The organism is Mesorhizobium sp. CAU 1732 (genome assembly GCF_039888675.1).
Lineage (GTDB): Bacteria > Pseudomonadota > Alphaproteobacteria > Rhizobiales > Rhizobiaceae > Aerobium.
On the sequence record NZ_JBDQQR010000004.1, the window covers coordinates 326,863 to 346,642 of the forward strand.

Annotated in this window: 18 protein-coding genes; 6 read left to right on the forward strand and 12 right to left on the reverse strand. The window is 59.5% G+C overall.

What is annotated here, in order from left to right:
- Positions 1-209: 209 nt before the first annotated feature.
- Genes ugpC through AAFN55_RS25395 form a run of 3 tightly spaced genes read right to left on the reverse strand, consistent with a single transcriptional unit; the run spans position 210 to position 2,396 of the window.
- Positions 210-1,313, reverse strand: coding sequence for a sn-glycerol-3-phosphate ABC transporter ATP-binding protein UgpC (gene ugpC, locus AAFN55_RS25385; RefSeq protein WP_347801780.1), 1,104 nt, complete (start codon positions 1,311-1,313; stop codon positions 210-212).
- A 1-nt stretch (position 1,314) separates the two neighbouring features.
- The gene (locus AAFN55_RS25390; protein ID WP_347801781.1) at positions 1,315-2,049 is read right to left on the reverse strand and encodes a tyrosine-protein phosphatase; all 735 of its coding nucleotides are present in this window, start codon (positions 2,047-2,049) and stop codon (positions 1,315-1,317) included.
- Complete coding sequence (locus AAFN55_RS25395) at positions 2,049-2,396, reverse strand: carbohydrate ABC transporter permease (protein WP_347801782.1); 348 nt, start codon at positions 2,394-2,396, stop codon at positions 2,049-2,051. The genes AAFN55_RS25390 and AAFN55_RS25395 overlap by 1 nt, the downstream gene beginning before the upstream one ends.
- A gap of 42 nt (positions 2,397-2,438) precedes the next feature.
- Here AAFN55_RS25395 and AAFN55_RS25400 point away from each other — a divergent pair, with 42 nt between their 5' ends.
- From AAFN55_RS25400 to AAFN55_RS25410, 3 genes are all read left to right on the forward strand, one after another.
- Positions 2,439-3,260, forward strand: coding sequence for an ATP-binding protein (locus tag AAFN55_RS25400; RefSeq protein ID WP_347801783.1), 822 nt, complete (start codon positions 2,439-2,441; stop codon positions 3,258-3,260).
- Positions 3,230-5,005: a phospholipase D-like domain-containing protein gene (locus AAFN55_RS25405; RefSeq protein WP_347801784.1), complete on the forward strand. Its 1,776-nt coding sequence runs from the start codon at positions 3,230-3,232 to the stop codon at positions 5,003-5,005. The genes AAFN55_RS25400 and AAFN55_RS25405 overlap by 31 nt, the downstream gene beginning before the upstream one ends.
- Before the next feature lie 432 nt (positions 5,006-5,437).
- Positions 5,438-6,733, forward strand: a complete 1,296-nt coding sequence (locus AAFN55_RS25410; protein WP_347801785.1) for an RES domain-containing protein — start codon at positions 5,438-5,440, stop codon at positions 6,731-6,733.
- Between the two features lie 328 nt (positions 6,734-7,061).
- On the opposite strand, the gene AAFN55_RS25415 is transcribed toward AAFN55_RS25410, so the two are convergent.
- The 3 genes from AAFN55_RS25415 to AAFN55_RS25425 form a co-directional block, all read right to left on the reverse strand.
- Positions 7,062-8,054: a GSU2403 family nucleotidyltransferase fold protein gene (locus AAFN55_RS25415; RefSeq protein WP_347801786.1), complete on the reverse strand. Its 993-nt coding sequence runs from the start codon at positions 8,052-8,054 to the stop codon at positions 7,062-7,064.
- Between the two features lie 762 nt (positions 8,055-8,816).
- Complete coding sequence (locus tag AAFN55_RS25420; protein ID WP_347801787.1) at positions 8,817-9,221, reverse strand: Fic family protein; 405 nt, start codon at positions 9,219-9,221, stop codon at positions 8,817-8,819.
- A 47-nt stretch (positions 9,222-9,268) separates the two neighbouring features.
- The gene (locus AAFN55_RS25425; RefSeq protein WP_347801788.1) at positions 9,269-10,189 is read right to left on the reverse strand and encodes a hypothetical protein; all 921 of its coding nucleotides are present in this window, start codon (positions 10,187-10,189) and stop codon (positions 9,269-9,271) included.
- A gap of 448 nt (positions 10,190-10,637) precedes the next feature.
- Between AAFN55_RS25425 and AAFN55_RS25430 the strand changes: the two genes are divergently transcribed.
- A complete protein-coding gene (locus tag AAFN55_RS25430) occupies positions 10,638-10,802 on the forward strand; it encodes a hypothetical protein (protein WP_347801789.1) in 165 nt (54 codons plus the stop codon).
- Positions 10,803-11,160: 358 nt separating this feature from the next.
- Here the strand turns inward: AAFN55_RS25430 and AAFN55_RS25435 are convergent, their stop codons facing one another.
- Complete coding sequence (locus AAFN55_RS25435; RefSeq protein ID WP_347801790.1) at positions 11,161-11,994, reverse strand: SDR family NAD(P)-dependent oxidoreductase; 834 nt, start codon at positions 11,992-11,994, stop codon at positions 11,161-11,163.
- A 107-nt stretch (positions 11,995-12,101) separates the two neighbouring features.
- Here AAFN55_RS25435 and AAFN55_RS25440 point away from each other — a divergent pair, with 107 nt between their 5' ends.
- A complete protein-coding gene (locus tag AAFN55_RS25440; RefSeq protein WP_347801791.1) occupies positions 12,102-13,328 on the forward strand; it encodes a TetR/AcrR family transcriptional regulator in 1,227 nt (408 codons plus the stop codon).
- Between the two features lie 14 nt (positions 13,329-13,342).
- Here the strand turns inward: AAFN55_RS25440 and AAFN55_RS25445 are convergent, their stop codons facing one another.
- Positions 13,343-14,857, reverse strand: coding sequence for an NAD(P)/FAD-dependent oxidoreductase (locus tag AAFN55_RS25445; RefSeq protein ID WP_347801792.1), 1,515 nt, complete (start codon positions 14,855-14,857; stop codon positions 13,343-13,345).
- 147 nt (positions 14,858-15,004) lie between these two features.
- On the opposite strand from AAFN55_RS25445, the gene AAFN55_RS25450 reads away from it, so the two are divergent.
- Entirely contained in the window at positions 15,005-15,895 is an 891-nt protein-coding gene (locus AAFN55_RS25450) for an alpha/beta hydrolase (protein ID WP_347801793.1), read from the forward strand.
- Positions 15,896-15,917: 22 nt separating this feature from the next.
- Here AAFN55_RS25450 and AAFN55_RS25455 read toward each other — a convergent pair whose 3' ends face one another.
- The 4 genes from AAFN55_RS25455 to AAFN55_RS25470 form a co-directional block, all read right to left on the reverse strand.
- On the reverse strand, positions 15,918-16,904 hold the full coding sequence (locus tag AAFN55_RS25455; protein ID WP_347801794.1) for an oligopeptide/dipeptide ABC transporter ATP-binding protein: 987 nt from the start codon (positions 16,902-16,904) through the stop codon (positions 15,918-15,920).
- Positions 16,905-16,918: 14 nt separating this feature from the next.
- Positions 16,919-17,827 carry an ABC transporter ATP-binding protein gene (locus AAFN55_RS25460; RefSeq protein ID WP_347801795.1) on the reverse strand — a complete coding sequence of 303 codons (909 nt, stop codon included), beginning with the start codon at positions 17,825-17,827 and terminating at the stop codon, positions 16,919-16,921.
- A gap of 65 nt (positions 17,828-17,892) precedes the next feature.
- Entirely contained in the window at positions 17,893-18,807 is a 915-nt protein-coding gene (locus AAFN55_RS25465) for an ABC transporter permease (RefSeq protein ID WP_347801796.1), read from the reverse strand.
- Positions 18,800-19,753 carry an ABC transporter permease gene (locus AAFN55_RS25470; RefSeq protein ID WP_347801797.1) on the reverse strand — a complete coding sequence of 318 codons (954 nt, stop codon included), beginning with the start codon at positions 19,751-19,753 and terminating at the stop codon, positions 18,800-18,802. The genes AAFN55_RS25465 and AAFN55_RS25470 overlap by 8 nt, the downstream gene beginning before the upstream one ends.
- Positions 19,754-19,780 lie beyond the last annotated feature (27 nt).

The window sequence follows — 19,780 nt, forward strand, 5'->3', positions numbered from 1 at the left end:
AAGCGAACATCCGGCGGGCGGGTTTCCTCGCATTGAGGCGATCGAACCCACTGTCGCAAAGTTTGGCCGCCAATTCAAGAAAGTGCTGACTGAAGATCAATAGTCCAGCGTCTGGGCCGACACCGCCTATCGATCGGCCCCGAACGGGACCTTCATGGACAAGGACGGCTTCGTATCAACTTGTCTCTCAAAGCTAACGCGAAGGTGAACTAAGCTGCGGTCCGAACGATATCCCTGGTCCGTTCAGCCGTTATGCGCAGGCCGCTGTCGCGCTCGAAGGCATGCAGCACAGACGATGGGAAGGCGAGATGGATGGTGCGGCCGCTCGAGACGTCCTCGCCCTTGGGCAGGACGACGGCAATCTCGGTTTTGCCCAGCGTGCAATAGGCGACGCGGCTGCTGCCCAGTTCCTCGACCAGATCGATCGTGGCGGCGATGCCACGGTGCGGATCGCCGGTGACGATCACGTCCTCGGGGCGGATGCCTAGCGTGAAGTGGCAGGCACCAGTGGCGATGCCGTCGAGCGCAATCGGATGGTCCTTCGCGGCATCGAGCAAGACGAGGCCGGATGCGTCGGCGCTGGCCGGCAGGAGGTTCATTGCAGGCGCGCCCATGAAGCTCGCGACGAATGTCGAGGCAGGTTCCCGGTAGATTGCCGACGGCGTGCCGATCTGCTCGACGTTGCCGCCATTCATGACGATCAGCATGTCGGCCAGCGTCATCGCCTCGACCTGGTCGTGAGTGACGAAGATTGAGGTCACCTTGAGGCGCTTGTGCAGGCGCTTGATCTCGATGCGCATGGTGACACGAAGCTTGGCGTCGAGGTTCGAAAGAGGCTCGTCAAAGAGGAAGACCTTGGGCTCGCGCACGATGGCACGGCCCATGGCGACGCGCTGGCGTTGCCCGCCGGAAAGCTGGGCGGGACGGCGGTCGAGATAGTCGGACAGCGCCAGGATGCCGGCAGCATCCTCGACGCGCTTGGCGCGCTCGGTCTTTGGCAGGCGGGCGATCTTGAGCGGATACGCCATGTTTTCGCGAACGGTCATGTGCGGGTAGAGAGCGTAGTTCTGGAAAACCATGGCGCAGCCGCGGTCGGCCGGGTCGAGGTCATTGATGATTTGGCCGTCGATGGCGATGTCGCCCTCGGAAATGTCTTCCAGGCCGGCAATCATGCGCAAAAGCGTGGACTTGCCGCAGCCGGACGGGCCGACGATGACGACGAACTGGCCGTGGGCGATCTCGACATCGACACCGTGCAGAACCTGCTTTTCTTCATAGCGTTTCTTGAGGCGCGACAGGGACAGTTGAGCCATTTCAGCGTTTCTCCGTAAGGCGGGAATTAAGGCGGACGATGGTGTCGGGCGAGAGGCCGATCTCTGAGAGGTAGGCCTCAATCGTGCCGTGGCTGTCTGAGAGATGCGCAAGCGTTGCAGCCATCGTATCGGGACTGCAGGCGAGCAGCGGGCGGAAGGTCTCGATATCGACACCGCGCGAAGTGGCATCGGCGATGATCTCCTCGATCATTGGCGCGATCATCTCGCCCGTGCGAGCATAATCTTCGAGGATGATCTTATGCTCGACGCCGGCCAAGAGCAGCATGAGCATGGCGACGAGGCCGGTGCGGTCCTTGCCTGCGGTGCAATGGAACATGACGACGCCTTCCGGCGCATCGGCGATCACGGTCAGGATTTCGGCGATGGCGGACTGGCGCGTGGTGAGCGCCTGGACGTAGAGATCGTGCAAGACATCCGCCACCATCGCGCTGGGGGCAAGCCGGTCGAAGAGCGATACGTGGTGATAAGCTACGGCCGGGTTGGCGGAGAAGGGGTTGGGGTGGCTTTCCAGCTCGTCGTCGCGGCGAAGGTCTATGACGGTGGTGACGCCAGCATCGGTGAGAATGGCCATGCCGGCGGCATCGAGGCGGTGCAGGCCGTCGGCGCGCAGGAGGCGGCGCCAGCGGGTTTGGCCGGTGGCGGCGGCATAGCCGCCGAGATCGCGGATGTTGAAGGTGCCGGGGACGGCGAAGTGTCGTTCGACTGTGGGCTGCATCAGCGGATTCCTGATTTCATGAAGGACTGCACGACCTGGCGCTGCAGGAAGATATAGATGACGAGGACCGGCGCGCTTGCCATGGTAGCCGCCGCCATCAAAGGACCCCACATGGTGCCTTCGGACGTCATGAACATCTGGATGCCGATCTGGATGACGCTGTTTTCCGGCGTGCGCGAGAGCAGCAGCGGCCAAAAATACTCGTTCCACGTCGAAATGAAGATGAGGATTGCCAGCGAGGCGATGGTGCCGCGCAGGTTGGGCACCATCACTTCCCACAGAATGCGCCAGCTTTTGGCGCCATCCATGCGGGCTGCTTCAAGCACTTCGCGGGGAAAGGAGCGCATGGCGGCGAAGCCCTATCGCTACTCACTCTATTCGAGACCTTTGTGGAACGGGAGCTCTCTCGCCAGAGGCGTAAAGATTCCGGTCCGAGGATCGCGCGCCGTCTCAACGAGCAATACCGTATGCACCCGGCAATCGCGCGGATCGTCTCGAAGTGCTTCTACGAAGGAGAACTTGAGACCAACGCAAAGCAGGTAGCCAAGTTCTCGACCACGCCCTCGCCCGTCGTCAGCACCAATTCCTCGGTGTTTCCAGATAAGCCAATCGTCTTCATCGATATGCCCTATGCCCAGTCCGAGGCTCCCGGAGGACGTGGTGGAGAGAGGACACCACCTTATTCCAATCCGGAAGAGGCCCAAGCCGTCATTCGTGGATTGAGCCTTCTCAGTCTCTCTGATCCCAAAATCCGCCCATCGCTCGCAGTGCTCTCACCATACTGGCAGCAGGTACGACGAATTGACCGAGAACTCGACCGCAACAAGGGAGGCACCCTGGCTAACCTGGCCGGATTTGTTCCGGCAATAAACGCGAATACCTATTGCGGAACCGTCGACTCTTTCCAGGGCGGCGAGGCCGACTGCATCGTGATCTCGATGGTGCGCAACAATCACCACGCGACACCGGCACGGGCACTCGGATTCCTGCGAGACAAGAGAAGAATGAACGTATTGCTCAGTCGCGCGAAGTGGCGCCTGATAATAGTCGGCAGTCTCGCCTTCTACGAGCATGTTGTTGCGGTCGCTAGCAAGCTTCCGGATCAAGACATCGGATTTCTGTCCGACTTCCTTGAAGCTCTCGAAACTGAGAACGCAGCGGGACATGCCGCAGTCGTCCCATGGACGACATTGAAGGGAGCCATGATATGACGACCGTGCAGGTTATATTTCCGGTCCTGAAAGGCAGTCGGCGCTTCATCATTGAACGAGGCAGAAGGTGGAGCGTAATAGAGCACCTCCTTCTTGATGCGGTGTCGAGGGGTGCTGCATCAGCCGCAGATCTGGCCAAGCAATCCAGCCTCCCACGCCGTGTAGTTGTCGAGGCCTTCATACGACTTATGCGCGCGGGCTGGGTGGAAATCACTGCAACATCACGCGGGCCGCTCTTCCAGATCACGGCCGCAGGCGCGTCTTTAGTACATTACGAACAGCTGCCCTCAGCGACCGTGCGAGAGCCGCGCTGGAGAGGCTTCGCCATCGAACAGCTGTCAGGAAGCGTCTATCGCGGACGCGAGCTTGATCTCTATCACAAAAACCAGATTGATTCTCATGTCGGCGAGAATCCGGTGGTCTACCTCTCTGCGTCGGATGCCCATGACCTCGAAGATATGGGCGAGGTATTCACCACGATCGAAGGTGAAGACGAAATCATAATCGGTGTTGACCGAGGTTCTGAGAAGCTCGCAGAGCGATATGCGATAATCACAGTCAAAGATGGTGAGATTGATGGCTTGCCTGGGCGCGCGCCGGAAAAGCTCCGGACCGCTGTGCTGAACGCGGCGAGTCAAATGTCGGCGCGGCTTGCGGAAAACGGAAAGGCCTCAGCACCAGTTATCGCTGTACGGGAACCGATTGAGGAGACGCCGGCGACAACGCTAGGTGCCTACGACACCACAGATCTAGTTGTCGATGGTGATGATCACTGGCGATCGCTCGACCGCATTATTGCCGGCGCATCGGAGCGGGTCATTATTCACTCGACGTTCATCAGCGACGAGAGAGCGGCGGCAGTGCTGCCGTTGCTTCTTCGAGCTGCAGAACGAGGTGTAACAATCGACGTATTGTGGGGTCAGGATGATCTCAGCAGTTCAACGCGTTCCTCACAGGTTGCGGCAGCAAAGATGCAGGCTGGGGTGCATGAAGCGGGGAGGACTGGGTCGATCAGGGTGCATCCATTCTCGACAAACTCCCATGCCAAGATCGTATTCGCAGATTCTCAAAAAGGATGGAACGCATTGGTTGGCTCCTGTAACTGGCTTGCCTCCGACTACAAGAGCTTCGAAACATCCTTCCGACTTCGAGAACCCACTCTTGTTGGGCAGCTGATGAAGAAGCTCGCTGGTCTCTCCCAGGGCCGGCCGGGGGTTTGGAATGAGTTCGCAATTGATCTAGCCGTACTCGGGAGAAAGATCATGGACATGCCTCCCCAGAGAGGGCGCAAAGTCCCGATGCGACTGTTGTATGGTTCCGATCATGCGCGGCTCGTTCTCAAGGCCAGAGACGATGCCGAGCGCCGAATATTTGCACTGAGCCATCGCATTGGCATCACCGCGGAATCGCTGACACTGCTGCCTGCCTTGGCAGCAGTGAAGGAGAAGGGAATAGAGGCCTCTTTCTTCTACGGCCGTACGACAGGCCCCCTGTCCGGCGCAGCCGGTGCCGATCTCGTCCGAACATTCGCCGAGGCCGGGGTTCAGGTGGAGCCAATTCACAGACCCCGGATCCATGCCAAGGTGCTGGGATGGGATGACGATCATCTCGCTATTTCAAGTCTAAACTGGTTGTCGGCGGACCCTTCTGAAAGCAAGCCGTACAATGAAGTCGGAATTCTGGTGAATGCGCCAAGAATAGCTGACAATTATATTGCCCAGTTTCAAAACGCAGTGATGCCATAACTGGTGATCTGCTACCTGCAAATGTTCCACGGAGTAGTGCTCTAACAGCAGCATTTTGGCTAGATTTGTAAGGTTGCACGAGACATTTCGCGAAAGAAGGTGAGCCGACAGACTGCCATTGTGAGCGTGGTGCGATGTCTTCCAGACCTACTCGCGGCTGCAATTCAACCCAATCTACCCAAAAGTGGACCGTCCGTTGCCGGCCCCCTAGCTGGCGGGACAAATCTCTCCCATCTGGAGGTTCGTAGATTTCCCGTTGGTATTGGGTTGCGTGGAAGCGCCATGGCGGCTTGTAAGCTGCGACCATCCAAACTAGACATCTGTAACTTCATTCGAGCACGGAAGTAACCCTCATGAACGGGCTGGGGACTACCCATCATTGGGTCCGCCGTATCTGTGACCAGAACTTGTTCGTTGACTCCGGAGAAGAACTTGAACGTCTGCCCTGATTGCTTTTCCGCAAGCGGATTGAAGAGGCGGATCCAAGAGGAGAGGCGATCTTTTCCGAACGGGGTCTCTTGCGACTTCCATTCTACGAAGAAGGGAATTCCGATCGCGGCAGTTGCCGCCATCGTTGACCCGGTATTTAGAGAGAATTTTGTGGGCGGTCCGTACGATGCTTATTATGATAGATATGTCGAAACTGCTGGATCTGATCTTGAAGACACGCTACTCGATTTAACAGGTGCAGACGACACAAGAGTTATTGATGGTTTAATCTCCGAGCTCATTGACGCAGACAGCTATTGGCCGCCCGACGGTGAAGAAGCATTCTACGATAATGACTATCGATATTCGAGAGAGCAGACTGGGCTAAGCGAGCACAACCAGCTTTGGTCGGCATTTAAGACCAGTCTGATGCACCAGCGCCGGTTCTTCAATGCTGAGGCAGAGGACCTGCTACGGCGAATTTTTGAGGATGTGCACCAGCAACGAGACATGAACAGTTCAGGACCGGTCTACATGATAGCCCCTGGCGGAGAAGGGTCCAGCTTCGTCCGCGCGAGGGTTGCCAATGAGCCTACCAAGCGCGAGGAGATTAAGGCGGACCTCGCTGGGAAACTGGGGCCGCCTCCTGAACGAATGCGAAAGCCAGGCCGGCTGAACCCGTCTGGTATTTCGGCGTTCTACGGTGCCTATGATGCCGATACCTGCATAGCTGAGCTTAGACCCAGTGTCGGCGAGCTTGTAACCGTCGCCGAATTCCGCATCACTGAACCTATCTGCGTGTTGGACACCACGTTGTTTGGTGCCAGGCCGAAGGCGTATGACCCATTTGCGGCAAAGGCCCGGAAACGAGCTGCGCAGTGGTTATTTATGACCGGCTTCATGAACGAGATTGCTCGTCCGATCCTACCGGACGATGTGCACTTGGACTACGTACCGACGCAAGCAGTAGCGGAGTACCTTTCCCACCGCGAATTTGAGCTCGGTCGTGGTAAGCGGACGATAGACGCGATAGTTTATGGATCTGCACAACATCCCGGTGGGCGGAATATAGCGCTTCTTGGATCGGCGTCTGTGGTAGGTTCGGTAGTCGAACCGGCAATCAAGCCGCCACCGTCAGCCGATTCTGACCTATGGTCGGATTGGCTTTCGCCAGAGCCTCCGCCAAGGACGCGGATCGTACCTATTCCCGAAAGCTTTCGTGTGCATCGCGTAGACGGGGTGACTTTCAGCGCTCCGGCGCCCGAGCCTGTTAGCGACAATGAGGAAGATCCGGAATAATCAAGTAAACTTTGCCTTATGCGGCACGACGCGCAATGGCAGCTTTCCACCGACGGCTCCTATACCCGGACGGTCCGCAACCGGCCCCCAACCTGCCAGAACGAATCCCTTCCAATAACGATGCTCAAGGAGTCGTCTTGGGCCCGACTTGGGGTGGTTTGCGGACAGGCGGCTTTTGGGTGGTGGTGGCAACAAAGAGCCACAGCTCTGCTTGCCTGGGCACCTTCAATGGGTGATGATCAATCATGACTGAGAAGCCAACGCCTTGTCTTTGAGGCATCTGAGGCGCATTCAACGTCCAAGGGCATGCCGATCTTGGCGAAGATCGCTACTGCGAGATACGGTTCAGGATCTCCATCGTGTCGGGCATGCGCTTGAGTGAATTCGTCAGGCGTTCGCGCCAGCGCGGGCCAACCTCCATCGCAGTTGTATAGGCGACGCTGAGATCATCAGGACGATCTTCGGCCAGTGTCGCGATAAGGAAGGCTGCCTGCTCCCTGTCTTTCGACGCTTTGAGGCTGCCTGCACCGTCGCGCCTCCGGTCAGCGATGATAAGCTTGTGAATCGCGAAGCGTTCGGGGCGAGGCACCTGGACGAGAACGCCGGATCGATAGATGGCCGCAGCATGGATCGGTTCGGCGATCAGGAAATTGAGGTAGTTCAGGCCCTGCGCGCTGACCCCCAATGCAGGCAGATCGCGGATCGTTTCCTCGCCAAACGCAGGTGTGAGAAATTCTACGAGTTGGCCACTTCCCCCTTGCGCCCAGCGCCATGTTCGACGTGGCTCCAGCCCCGGCAACGGGACGAACTTTAGCGCCGAAAAGGTCTCAGCAAGCGTTGGATCAACCTGATCCTCCAGCACGACACTGAGCTTCTCGAACTGCGCGATGTCAATATCGCCGGTGTTAGCCATTCCGCCCAAGGGCAGTCGGATGCCGAGCTCGCCTTCGTAGAAGCGAAACGCATGCGTGCCGACGATGGTGCCACCCAGCCGAAACGTTCCCGCGTCCGCCATGGCAGACAGGATGGACCCTGTCGCTCGGTCGGTCGGCGTCATGCCCTCCGCCCGCAGCAGACGGACCAGCCGCGAGCGTTCAGCCTGTCGCTCTTTTGCCGTGGCGTGCAAAGCCTCGATGCGGTCGATACGGGCACGCGTATCCTCGCTGTCTTCGCCTATGTAGAAAAATCGCATATCCGATCCGACGCGACGTGCGGAATACCAGTATGCCTTTTCGCCGCGCTGCTTGAGCGTCGGCTTGCCCTCGATGCCCGACATCGCATCGTCCTTCAGAAGCCGCACCAGATCGGTATACGCGCTCATGGCGATGCTGCTGAGTGGGATCATGCCTATCACTTTCATATTTTGCTTGGCACATTATGCCTATCAAAACCCGAACGCGATAGGCAAGAAGTAAAGCCCTCGGAACAGTGCGGTAGACGCGCGCTTCACGTCTAAAAGCAGGACCTTTCCCATGCCTCCATGTCTGAATACTCACTTCCCAACACCGAGTTTGGGAAATGATTTCCCAGAGCAGAAATCTCCTTTTGTCGACCTGATCTGCGCAGCCAGGCTAAGCAAAATCCAAGGCTTTCAAACTGCCGCCAAGCACTGCCTTTATTCCACTTCCCCGGGCGTCTTGCTCGGCCTTGACCACCTGCAACCGTTCAATGTGACACGCGCCAACCGCCAGCCTCTGTCCTTTAGCAGCCGCATGTCGTCACTAGTTAGGGCATCTTCGCGAAGGGCGAGACAGAGCAGATGCGTCGGTCGGGTCATAGCGACGTAATGCTGCTTCATCCCCCGCATCGGGGTGGAGGTCTATTCCGATATCGGCATGAAATGTCTGCCGCGCATCGAGATGGGCGGACTCAAAGTAGGGACGTAGCGCCTGACTGAGCGTGCCGTCGTCGGGGTCTTTCTGCAGCAGTAGCAGATGTCCGAAATTGCGGTTTATCGAAGGATGCTTTTCGAGCAGTTCTTCAAGAGTTTCAACGGGAGGAGCGCAGGTATGCATTCAACCCCCGCACCGTTTGAAGCTTTTGCAGCTATCGCTTGACGTCCGTGCCGGACATTCCCGGCACCTCATGACGCTTTTCCCGTTGACCACTGAACACGCTCCGCGAGGAATTCGGCGAATGAGCGGACGTCCATATCCCCACTCGCGCGTTCCAACCCCGCCAGATAACAGGCACGGTCATCCACCCGCACAACCGTCCACGGATAGCCTCCTGACGCCAGCATAGCGTTCATCAGGAACCGGGCTATGCGGCCATTGCCATCCGGATAAGGGTGCACATAACCCACAAGCCAGTGCCCCAGCACGGCGCGCACTGATGCCTCCTTTTCCGCTTCCAACAGATCAAACAGCGCATTCATCCCGTCGGCCACGGCTTCGGTGCGCGGCGGAACATGCTGCGAGCCGCGCAGATACACAGGGTGATTGCGATATCCGGCAAGCGCGCTGGCCTTCAGTATGCCGGTAGTCACCGACGGCGTAAAAAGCTCCCGATACCACTCGCGATGCGTATCCCGCGTCAGCGCTCCGGCAGGCGTGCCGTTATGATGGCGGAGACGGAGTCTTTGACCTTCTGGAAGGCGAGGTAGTAGCCGCGCGCGGCAAGCGCCTCGCGGTTCTTACGATCCTCTTCATTGATCTCCGGGTTCCAGCTGCCTTCGCGCACCCGGTCGATCAGTTCCGGGGTGACGCTGTAACCTTCGATCGACAGCGAGTGATAGGCGTCGCTCTCATAGATATCCTCGACGAATTTCATGTAGGCGTCCTTGTCGGACGGCAGGCCAGGGGCTTTCGGGAATATCTCGATCACGGCTTCACGCTGCGATTCCCAGCTGGCGCGCAGACGGGCGACCAGCGGCGGCACGCCCGCCGCTATGGTGGTTACGCCGGACTGCCTCGCGAAGGGATCGGACTCACGAACGTCATATCCGGCCGCCTTGAAAGCCGCGACGATTTCATCGGCAAAGGCGGCACGCCCGACGCGCCGGAAGGCTCCGGCAAGCCGCCCCGCCACGACGGAGTGGCCGCCATCAAGCAGCAGACCCAGCACGGCTGAGACGTCGCGCACCGACGCCATGGCGACCTGCATCTCGATCGGCGCGCGCTGGAAAAATGCTTGCGGCACACGGATAAGCGCGGCCTCAATGGTGAACACGCGCTGGCCGTTTTTTTTCGTCAGCTGTTCCGGCATCTCCTTGACCTGCAGGTCATAGAGGGACGTGCCGAACAGCAGGTCGATCTTGTTGTTCTTGCCTTTGGGTGTATTCACCACCACCTGCGGCGGAATGGCTGTCGCCTCCGCATGCAGCAGCAGCGACAGCTCGGGCGAAAGGAACCAGTCTTTGCCAAACCGCTCATTGCAGTGAAGGGAGCAGAATTCCCAGAAGCTCGCATACCAGGGGGTTGTATCCTGTTGCTGCGCCTGAGGGCCGGTCGACATGACCCACCCCCTGATCAGATCACGCAGGAAACCGTTCGCCAGCAGGCGCTCGCGGTGAACGCGGGTCAGTTCGTCCGACTTGAATATGCGCCGCCCGCCCTCCTGCAGGTTTTTGAGGATGGCGAGGGACTCTGCGAGTTTTTAGCGCTGTATGATTGCAAGTACATAACGCCGCATCATCGCAAGTCAATGAGGCCGTATAAATACAAGTTCTTGACGCTGCACGATTGCAAGTTTTTAGCGTAATTAATACGAAAACTCATTTACAATCATGGTGTTAATTTGGCATATTAGACAAATTACAGGCCGCGTTCGGCTCTCAACGCCGCCTCTGTAAAGCTGCCATACGCGTCCCTGACGATCTAGGCTCACTCCCCAGTATCGAGGATTCCCCGAGGAATCCCGCCCCTCAATCCCGCCAAACTCTTTCCATCAGAAGGAGCCATCAGTGGAAAACACCCCCATTCCCGACAACGCACCGATCCCCGACACCTCCCCCATCGTCGACAACTACCGCGTCACCATCACCAAGGGCGACGTCGGAACCGGTCAACCCACCACGCCTTGGGACGACCATCGCTGCCACCTGACCATCGATAACCTCAGGCCTTAAGGTGGTCTTTCATGTCGAACGGCGAATTCTCAGCGAATATCCTCGACCGTCTGCGAACTGGACATTAACAGGGCTGCGAAAGGCTGCGGGCTCAGTTCAGCTGCTCGACACGCCAAGAAGAGCCGAGAGCAATGCGTCTCGTTGCAAATCTACCGACTTTCGGTCGTCTGTGGATGAAACTCGCATTTAGCCGATGAGCATGAACGGAAACCCAGATACGCACGTTTCCGTATGAAACACGAATCCGACAGAGGTTTCCGTTCATTTTGTGCTCGAATTGGCAGACGGACGCGCCCCTCAACGCCGGGCGTGCGCCAAACAAGAGTTTGGGACGCACGCCCTGTAGTACCCTCTTGCGCTAACGTGAATTTACTGCGTTCTGAGCAACCAAGTTGGAACGATCCGAGTATGGATGTGACGAAGACAAACCGCCATCTACCGGCAAGGCCTGACCGTTCACATAGCTGGCAAGGTCCGAGAACAGGAACAGCGCGACCTTGGCGACTTCGTCCGGCTCGCCGCCGCGACGGAGCGGATTCCGAATTCCCAATTGGCTTTCAAGTCCCGCTGCGCGAGCCTGTTCGTATATGCGTTGCGTCATGCCCGTCTCGATAAGTCCCGGACAAAGAGCGTTGACCCTAACTCCGGTCTGCGCCAGCGCCTGTGCTGCGGTCTGGACGAGATTTATCACGCCGGCTTTGGATGCCGAATAAGGTGCTGGGCCCGCGCCGGCCCGCATACCAGCCACCGATGCCGTCACGAGAATGGATCCGCCATCACGACGCATAATCTCAGGTGCGGCATGCTTCACTGCAAGGAAGGGCCCGATGAGATTGACGCGCAACACCTCAGCCCAGATCTCCGGCGTGCTGTCGAAGTAGCCGATAGCCGGGCCACCGGTGATGCCCGCGTTCGCAAAATAGCCGTCCAGTCCGCCAAATCGCTCGCACGCCAGCGCCACGGCGGCTACAACGTCAGCTTCCGCGCCCGCGTCCATGGTCATCGCCGCAGCCTTGCCGCCAGCCGCCGTGATCGTGTCGGCCACAGTCGCCACACCCTCGTCGCGATCGCAGATAACGACAGCCGCACCATGATCGGCAAGTCGCAGAGCCGTGGCGCGGCCAATCCCCGACGCGGCACCCGTCACCACCACCACCTTGCCCGCCATCAGTCCACTATGTGCTTCCATCATGTCCTCCCTTGCTACATACCCGAACCGGAACTATTCCTGATTGCTGCTTTATTTTTCTGGCTTTACGGTCGCGTTGGAGCATACCGAAGTCGAAGAACGGACCTGCCTTGAAAAAGCCTGCCAGCCCTCGCCAGACGTCCGACAAATTCGAAAAACGTCGCCAGATCATTCTTGACGCCGCAGCCACGCTGATAAACCGAAACGGCGTACGAGGCCTGACTTTCGTCGAGGTTGCGGAGGCGGTCGGGATGAACACGACCTCCATCACCTACTACTTTCGCAAGAAAGAGCTGCTGGCTGCGGCGGCCATCGAAGAAACCATCGGCATTTTCGATGCCATGACCCGCGAGGCCGAACAGGAGCCCGACCCCGTGTCGCGTGTGAGCCTGCTGCTGCGGCTGCGGCTGGATCACAGTGCGGCGATCCGGCGCGGCGATCGCCCCACCGTGGCCGTGCTGGGTGACCTGCGCGCACTTGAGGAGCCCGCTCGCGAGCGGCTTATCGGATGGTACTCCGAAATCACGCGGCGAGTGGCCGGCTACTTCGGGCCGCTTGACGATCGCCAGCTTTTCCTCCGGCGCATGGCGGCTGCCCAGGTCCTGCTCGACGTCATTCACTGGATGCGCGCATGGCTGCCGACCTATTCCCTGCACGACTTCGACCTCGTCCATGCGAGCCTGATGGACCTGATGACGAACGGTTTCAGCCCGGCAGGGGTGTCGTGGAGCCCGTCGGTCAAACTGCCGGCACCGGTCGAGGAAGACAGCCAGACCGCCTATCTGCGAGCAGCCACGCTTCTTCTCAACGCGCGTGGGTATCGCGGTGCATCGGTGGACGAGATTGCCGCGCAGCTTAACCTGTCCAAGGGCAGCTTTTATCACCACCTCGACAGCAAGGACGACCTCGTCCTGAAATGCTTCGCCCGCAGCTACGAACGTGTTTCTGCAGCCCAAGCGCAAGCGGCGACGTCGACAGGCGTATGGCGTGACCGGTTGAGTCAGGCCGTGTCCGACCTTCTCGCGATCCAGTTCGATGCGCGCTTTCCGCTGCTGCGCACCACCGCGATGCAGGCCCTGCCCCCGGAGATGCGCGCGGACGCCATCGCCGACGCGACCCGGATGGCAAACAGCTTTGCCGTGATGCTTTGGCGGGGCGTGGCCGATGGCTCGCTGCGCCCGGTCAACCCCGGTGTCGCGAGTCACTGTCTTCTCGCTCTTGTCAACTCCGCCTACGACTTCCATCAGTGGGCAGAGGCCATGCCGTCGACCGAACGAGCGATGGAGGTCTATGCCTCCACGCTGGCATTCGGTCTGTTTGACGACAGACAGGGCTGAAGCCACTTCTGGGATCATTCGGCCGCGTCGCGCATGCCGCCGTCGGCAAGCTGGCCGGCTGGCAGGGCAACCCGCTCGCCATGACTGAACCTCAGCGTGCCGTCATCGACCTTGCCCCGCTTGAGTGTCTTTCGATCCCAGAAATAGTCCTGCTCGTGTATCCAAGGGAACGCCTTGCCATGCTTGGGCAGGCGCGCGGCGGCACGCACGACGTAGCCGGATATGAATTTCAGGGCACTGTTGACATTTTGAAGGTCTGTTTCGGTCGCGGGCGGCACAACCTGGCTATACCCCTTCCGCTTCATGAAATTCAGCAGGCGGCACGCAAAGTCGGCCACGAGGTCGACCTTCAGTGTCCAGGACGCATTCGTATAGCCGGTGAAGTACACGAGGTTCGGGAGGTTCGAATACATGAACCCCTTGTAGATCAGCAATTTCGACCGATCGACAGGCTGGCCATCAACCTCGACGTTCATGCCGCCGAGCGATTCCATCACCAACCCTGTAGCGGTGACGATGATGTCGGCGTTGATCTCGCGCCCGTCCTCCATCTCCAGGCCGGTAGCAGTGAAGCGACGGATGTGCCCCGTCACCATTGACGCGCTGCCATCGGAGAGAACCTTGAAAAAATCGCCGTCCGGAACAGCGCAGATCCGCTGCTGGCCAGGCATGTAGCTTGGTACGAAATGGGTCTTCCAATCGTAATCCTTGGGCAGCGCCTGGGCCACCGCGCCGATCAGCATCTTGCGCGTGCCTTCCAGGTTCGCGGCCATCCGCTTGCGCCTTTGCGCGCCGCCTAAAATCGTGCGCCATCTGGTGATCGAGTATGCCAGCTTGTCGGGGAGCCAGCGACGCAGCCTGTTGGCGAATACATCTTCGCCGGGGCGCGAAACCACGTAGGTCGGCGAACGCTGTATCTGGTAGACATGGGCAGCCTTGTCAGCCAGCGTCGGCGTCAAGGTAACTGCTGTCGCCCCCGATCCAATGACGGCAATTGTCTTGCCCTCGTAGTCGAGATCTTCCGGCCAGAACTGGGGATGAACGAGGGTGCCACGGTAGTCGGAATAGCCGGGCCATTCCGGCAGATAGCCCTCATGATGCCTGTAGTATCCGGCGCATGAAAACACGAAGCGGCTGGTAAGGCGCTGAACCTCACCCTCATGTTCGACGTCCAGGGTCCAGAACTGATCGGCCGAAGAATATGACGCAGCCTTTACGGCATGACCGAAACGGATATGCCTGACGAGATCGTTTTCTTCGGCAGTCTGGCGAATGTAACGCAGGATGGCGTCACCGTCGGCGATGGCCCTCGCCTCGGTCCACGGCTTGAACGCATAACCCATCGTATGCATGTCGCTGTCCGAACGAATGCCGGGATAGCGAAACAGATCCCAGGTGCCACCGATACGCGACTTGCTTTCCAGAATGGCGAAAGTCCTGCCCGGGCAACGCACCTTCAGGTATCGCGCGACCCCGACCCCCGACAGCCCGGCTCCAATGACCAGCACATCAAACTGCGGCTTCGACATAAAAACCCTCTCCCATCCAGCGCTGCATGTTCTTCGTATCAAAAACATACTCGAAACTCAAATTATGTTTGAACAGTCGGCGGTTTTTTGTTTCTGTCGCTCATGCACCCATCCACGACCTGAACAAAACACTAAGGAGGAAAAAACATGCCGAGACTGCAGACCGGCGAATTTTCGCTGCACTATGAAATCTCTGGAGAAGGCAATCGGCAAGATATTGTCCTCATCAGCGGCATAGGCACCCAGCTTACCTGGTGGAGCGAGAGCTTTGTCGCTGCACTGACAGACCGCGGATTCAGGGTGATCCGCGCGGACAATCGCGACGTCGGCCATTCCGACGGTTATGACCACCTTGGCATACCCAACATTCAATCCATGATTTCCGATCGAATTGCGGGCCGGCCGTTACACCCTCCCTATCGTCTCGAAGACATGGCTTCGGACATCTGCGCTCTCATCGGCGGACTGGGCATCGAACGCGCACATATCGTTGGCGGATCGATGGGAGGAATGATCGCGCAACTCTTTGCGCTCAACCATCCGGAGAAGGTGGCCTCGCTGGTATCCATCATGTCGACGACTGGAAACCCGGCATTGCCCGCTGCGACGCCCGCCGCTCAGGCAGTGCTTTTGCGCGCTCGCCCATCGCCACAGGCCGATCGCGAAGCGTATCTGCAGGCAGCCGTCGAATCTGCGCTCGTTCTGGGAAGCCCTGCCTACCCGGAAGATACTGGCAAGCTCCGCGCCAATGCAGAAGCAACGCTGGACCGGGCCTATCGTCCTGCGGGCTTCGCTCGTCACTATGCGGCAATTATTTCCTCGACAGACCGGCGCGATCGTCTTCAGGGACTGAATCTTCCTGTGGCGGTCATACATGGCGGAGAGGACCCGCTGGTGCGACCTGAGGCCGGCCGCGATACGGCGGCCAATATTCCCGGCGCAGAATATGTTGAGTTCGAAGGGATGGGTCACAACATCCCCACTGCGCTCGAAGGCGAGATCGCAGACGTGATCGCCCGCACCGCCGCACGCGCCTAGCCACGCTGCGAGGCATGCGGGACTACGCGTCCACGAGTGGATGGTGGCATGCCACCATCTGCCCCTGGCGCACGGCCCGCATCAACGGCACCTCGGCAGCGCAACGTTCCGTCGCTTTCGGGCAACGGGTGCGAAAACGGCAACCGCTTGGCGGATTCATTGGCGACGGCAGTTCACCTGGAATCAAATGAACCGGGCTCGGCTCGATATCCGGATCAGGCCGCGGCACGGCACTGATGAGCGCGCGCGTGTATGGATGCGCGGGCCTGTCGTAAATGGCATCAGCTTCGGCAAGCTCGCACATTGCGCCCAGATACATCACCGCGACGCGGTCCGACACATGGCGCACGACGGCGAGGTCGTGGCTGATGAACAGCATGGTCAGACCAAACTCACGACGGATGTCTTGAAGGAGATTGAGTATCTGCGCCTGGACCGACACATCCAGAGCAGACACCGCTTCGTCGCACACCAGAAGTTCGGGGCTGAGGATGAGCGCGCGTGCGATGGCAATACGCTGGCATTGCCCGCCGGAAAATTCGTGCGGTTTGCGCTCCAGAGTCTGCGCGCCGTTCAGCCCTACGCGCTCGAGCATACTTGTCAGCCGCGCATCGCGCTCGGCGCGTGTTTCGCGAATGCCTGCAATTTCGAGGGGGGCGGCCAGGATCTGGCGGATGGTGTGGCGCGGATTCAGTGCTGCAACTGGGTCCTGAAACACGATCTGAAACCGCCGCCTTGCCTGCTGCAGGGCCCGACCGCGCAGACTGGTCAGTTCGGTCTCGCCCAGCGTCACCTTACCCTCGCGGGGACGGGGAAGCTGCATGATGGCGCGCGCCGCCGACGACTTGCCGCAGCCCGACTCTCCGACCAGACCGAGCGTTTCGCCCTGGTTCAGCTCGAAGCTGAGGTCCGACACGGCCTGTACCTCACGACCGCGTCCCAGCAGATATGTCACGCGCAACTTGTCGACGGTCAAAAAAGGTTCAACGGTTCGCACGGGGGCGTTCATCGAGGCTTCCGTAGTCAGAGGGGATGCCAGCAGGCAAAATGATGGTGGCCGGTGACTTCCAGCGGCGGCGGCGACACGTCACACCTTGCGGAACCAAAGCGGCAGCGCGGGCGAAAACTGCACCCGGACGGGGGATCGACCAGATCGGGAGGTCGGCCGCCGATTGCCTCCAGCCGACCTCGGCTCCCACCATCGATCTGGGGAATGGAAGCAAGCAGAGCCGACGTATAGGGCATGCGCGTATGGCGAAACAGGTCGCGCACCGGCGCGCGCTCTACGATGCGCCCCGCATACATCACCGCAACTTCGTCAGCCCGGGCCGCGACGATCCCCATGTCGTGCGTAATCAGGATCATCGACATTTGCCGTTCACGGACCTGGCGCTGCAACAAGTCGAGAATTTCCGCCTGGACCGTGACATCGAGGGCTGTCGTAGGCTCATCCGCGATCAGCAGGGACGGCTCGCAGGCAATCGCGATTGCGATGGCAACCCGCTGGCGCATGCCGCCTGAAAGCTGATGCGGATATTGATCGACCCGCGCGCCAGGCTGGGGCATGCCGACGGAGGCCAGAAGTTCGATCGCCCTGCTACGCGCCGCGGCCTTGGCCAGTCCCATATGGAACGTCAACACCTCGACGATCTGAGCGCCGATAGTCATGGTCGGGTTGAGCGACGTCATCGGGTCCTGAAACACTATGGCCGCCTGCCGTCCACGCAGCTTGCGCATCGCGCGTTCCGGCAGCCGCGTCAGGTCGCTCCCGTTCAAAATGACGCGACCTCCAGGACCGGTCTCAGCGTTTCTGGGCAGCAGATTCAGGATCGAGCGCGACAATACCGATTTGCCGCTGCCGGACTCGCCGACGATCGCCAGCGTCCGTCCTCTCTCCAGCGCGAAGGACACGCCATCGACCGCCTGCAGCATGCCGCGCGCCGTCGGAAATGCTGTGCGCAGGTCGTGTACCTCGAGCACCGGGGGGTGGTCATCCATCATATTGCTCCGGTGAGTCCACCGGACACGCGCTTGCGCATCGCATCGCCGGCCAAGTTGAAACTCAGCACCGTCAGAAACATCACCGCTGTTGGGATGAGACTGAGATGAGGCGAGGCTTCGAGGTATTCGCGTCCTTCCGAAATCATCCCGCCCCAGCTCGGGGTCGGCGCCTGCACCGAAAGCCCGAGGAAGCTCAGTGAGCCCTCGACGACGATGGCAATGGGAATATCGATCATCACGAAGGCCAGCAGCGGCCAGATGATGTTTGGAAAAACCTCCCGCGTGATGATGCGGAAATCCGATGCGCCGAGTGAACGGGCCGCGATCACATATTCGCGTCCCGTACAGGTCAATGTCGCAGCACGGGTGATGCGCGCCGCTGAGGGAATGAACAGCAGGCCAAGAGACAGACAAACCATGAAGAGGCTGCCACCGTAGAGCACCGAAAAGAGCAGTAGGATGACCAGCCCCGGGATGGCCAACCAGCTGTCGATGGCTATGCCGATGACTTCATCGGCCCAGCCACGGTAGTAACCGGCGACCAGCCCCAGCACGAGGCCGATGCCTACGCCGATGGCTGGTGCGGTGAAGCCAACGGTGAGCGATACGCGCGCTCCGTAGATCACCCGGCTGAGAACATCGCGCCCCAGAGGGTCGGTTCCAAGAATATGGTTTTCTGAGCCGATCGGCACTCTAAGCGCCGCCCAGTCGGATTCATCGGGAGCAGCCAGTCCCAACAAGGGCGCGAAAGCGGCAACGAGGATTACCAGAATGAGCCATGCCGCCGACAGCCAGAAAACGACGCCAAGCTTGCGAGAACGGCGATGCTCGGCGATAGCGCGGGCGTTCCGGTCGGAAGGGGCCGCTTCTCCACTGCGTTCGGCGGCCCGCGACTGAACAAGGTCAACCATGGGCTCGAGCCTCCCTTACACGCGGATCCAGCCAGGCATAGGCCAGATCGACAAGGAAATTGACGATCACATACGTCAACGCGAAGAACGTCACGCAACCTTGAATCACGATAAGGTCGCGCGTGTAGACGGCGTGGATCAATAGCCGTCCGATCCCCGGGATGCCGTAGATCTGTTCGAGGATGATCGTGCCGCCGAGGAGACGCGCCACCTGCAGGCCAAGAATGGTGACCAGGGAAAAGCTGGACGGGCGCAAGGCGTGAGCAAGCAGCACACGCGTGGTGCTCATGCCCTTCGCGCGGGCCAGCGCAATGTAGTTTTCCTGGAGCGTGGTTATCATTTCAGCGCGCAAAGTGCGCATGAGTACCGTCCACTCCACCAGCGCCAGGCTTAGCGCGGGCAGGATCATCGGCTTCAGGTTCGCCCACAGACCTGCGCTAAGCGGCTCATAACCGGTGGCGGGCAGCCATCCCAGATGGAGCGAGAAGAAGTAGATCAGCAGGATCGCCGTCATGAAGCCGGGCATGGAAACACATGCGAACCCGAGCGACGTGATGATCCGGTCGCCCCAGCCGTTCGCGCGCCAGGCTCCCAGAATGCCAGCCGGAACGGCGATCGCGAGAGCCATGACCTGCGCCAGAAGCATCAGCTCCAGCGAGATCGGCACGCGTACAATAATCATTTCCCAGACGGATTCGCCCGTCAGCAGCGACCGTCCCCAGTCACCTTGCGCTAGCCGGGCTAGCCACTCCAGATAGCGTATCACCACGGGCTTGGTGAGCCCAAGCTCCTCACGAATATCGGCGATCTCGGATTCGGAGGCATCCATGCCGCCGATTTGATAGGCCACGTCGCCCGGTAGCACGCTCACTAGCAGGAAGGTGGAGAACGTAACGATCAATAGAACGATCAGCAGGCGCTGAACCCTGCCTAGAAGGTACCGCATCGTCTCCCCTTCCCGCTTCTATCCGGA

What these genes read in the sequence shown, in the direction of transcription:
- ugpC (WP_347801780.1), bottom strand. Translation starts at nt 1,313, where the DNA reads ATGGCTCAACTGTCCCTGTCGCGCCTCAAGAAACGCTATGAAGAAAAG.
- AAFN55_RS25390 (WP_347801781.1), bottom strand. Translation starts at nt 2,049, where the DNA reads ATGCAGCCCACAGTCGAACGACACTTCGCCGTCCCCGGCACCTTCAAC.
- AAFN55_RS25395 (WP_347801782.1), bottom strand. Translation starts at nt 2,396, where the DNA reads ATGCGCTCCTTTCCCCGCGAAGTGCTTGAAGCAGCCCGCATGGATGGC.
- AAFN55_RS25405 (WP_347801784.1), top strand. Translation starts at nt 3,230, where the DNA reads ATGGACGACATTGAAGGGAGCCATGATATGACGACCGTGCAGGTTATA.
- AAFN55_RS25415 (WP_347801786.1), bottom strand. Translation starts at nt 8,054, where the DNA reads ATGAGCGCGTATACCGATCTGGTGCGGCTTCTGAAGGACGATGCGATG.
- AAFN55_RS25425 (WP_347801788.1), bottom strand. Translation starts at nt 10,189, where the DNA reads ATGTCGACCGGCCCTCAGGCGCAGCAACAGGATACAACCCCCTGGTAT.
- AAFN55_RS25435 (WP_347801790.1), bottom strand. Translation starts at nt 11,994, where the DNA reads ATGATGGAAGCACATAGTGGACTGATGGCGGGCAAGGTGGTGGTGGTG.
- AAFN55_RS25445 (WP_347801792.1), bottom strand. Translation starts at nt 14,857, where the DNA reads ATGTCGAAGCCGCAGTTTGATGTGCTGGTCATTGGAGCCGGGCTGTCG.
- AAFN55_RS25450 (WP_347801793.1), top strand. Translation starts at nt 15,005, where the DNA reads ATGCCGAGACTGCAGACCGGCGAATTTTCGCTGCACTATGAAATCTCT.
- AAFN55_RS25455 (WP_347801794.1), bottom strand. Translation starts at nt 16,904, where the DNA reads ATGAACGCCCCCGTGCGAACCGTTGAACCTTTTTTGACCGTCGACAAG.
- AAFN55_RS25460 (WP_347801795.1), bottom strand. Translation starts at nt 17,827, where the DNA reads ATGCTGCAGGCGGTCGATGGCGTGTCCTTCGCGCTGGAGAGAGGACGG.
- AAFN55_RS25465 (WP_347801796.1), bottom strand. Translation starts at nt 18,807, where the DNA reads ATGGTTGACCTTGTTCAGTCGCGGGCCGCCGAACGCAGTGGAGAAGCG.
- AAFN55_RS25470 (WP_347801797.1), bottom strand. Translation starts at nt 19,753, where the DNA reads ATGCGGTACCTTCTAGGCAGGGTTCAGCGCCTGCTGATCGTTCTATTG.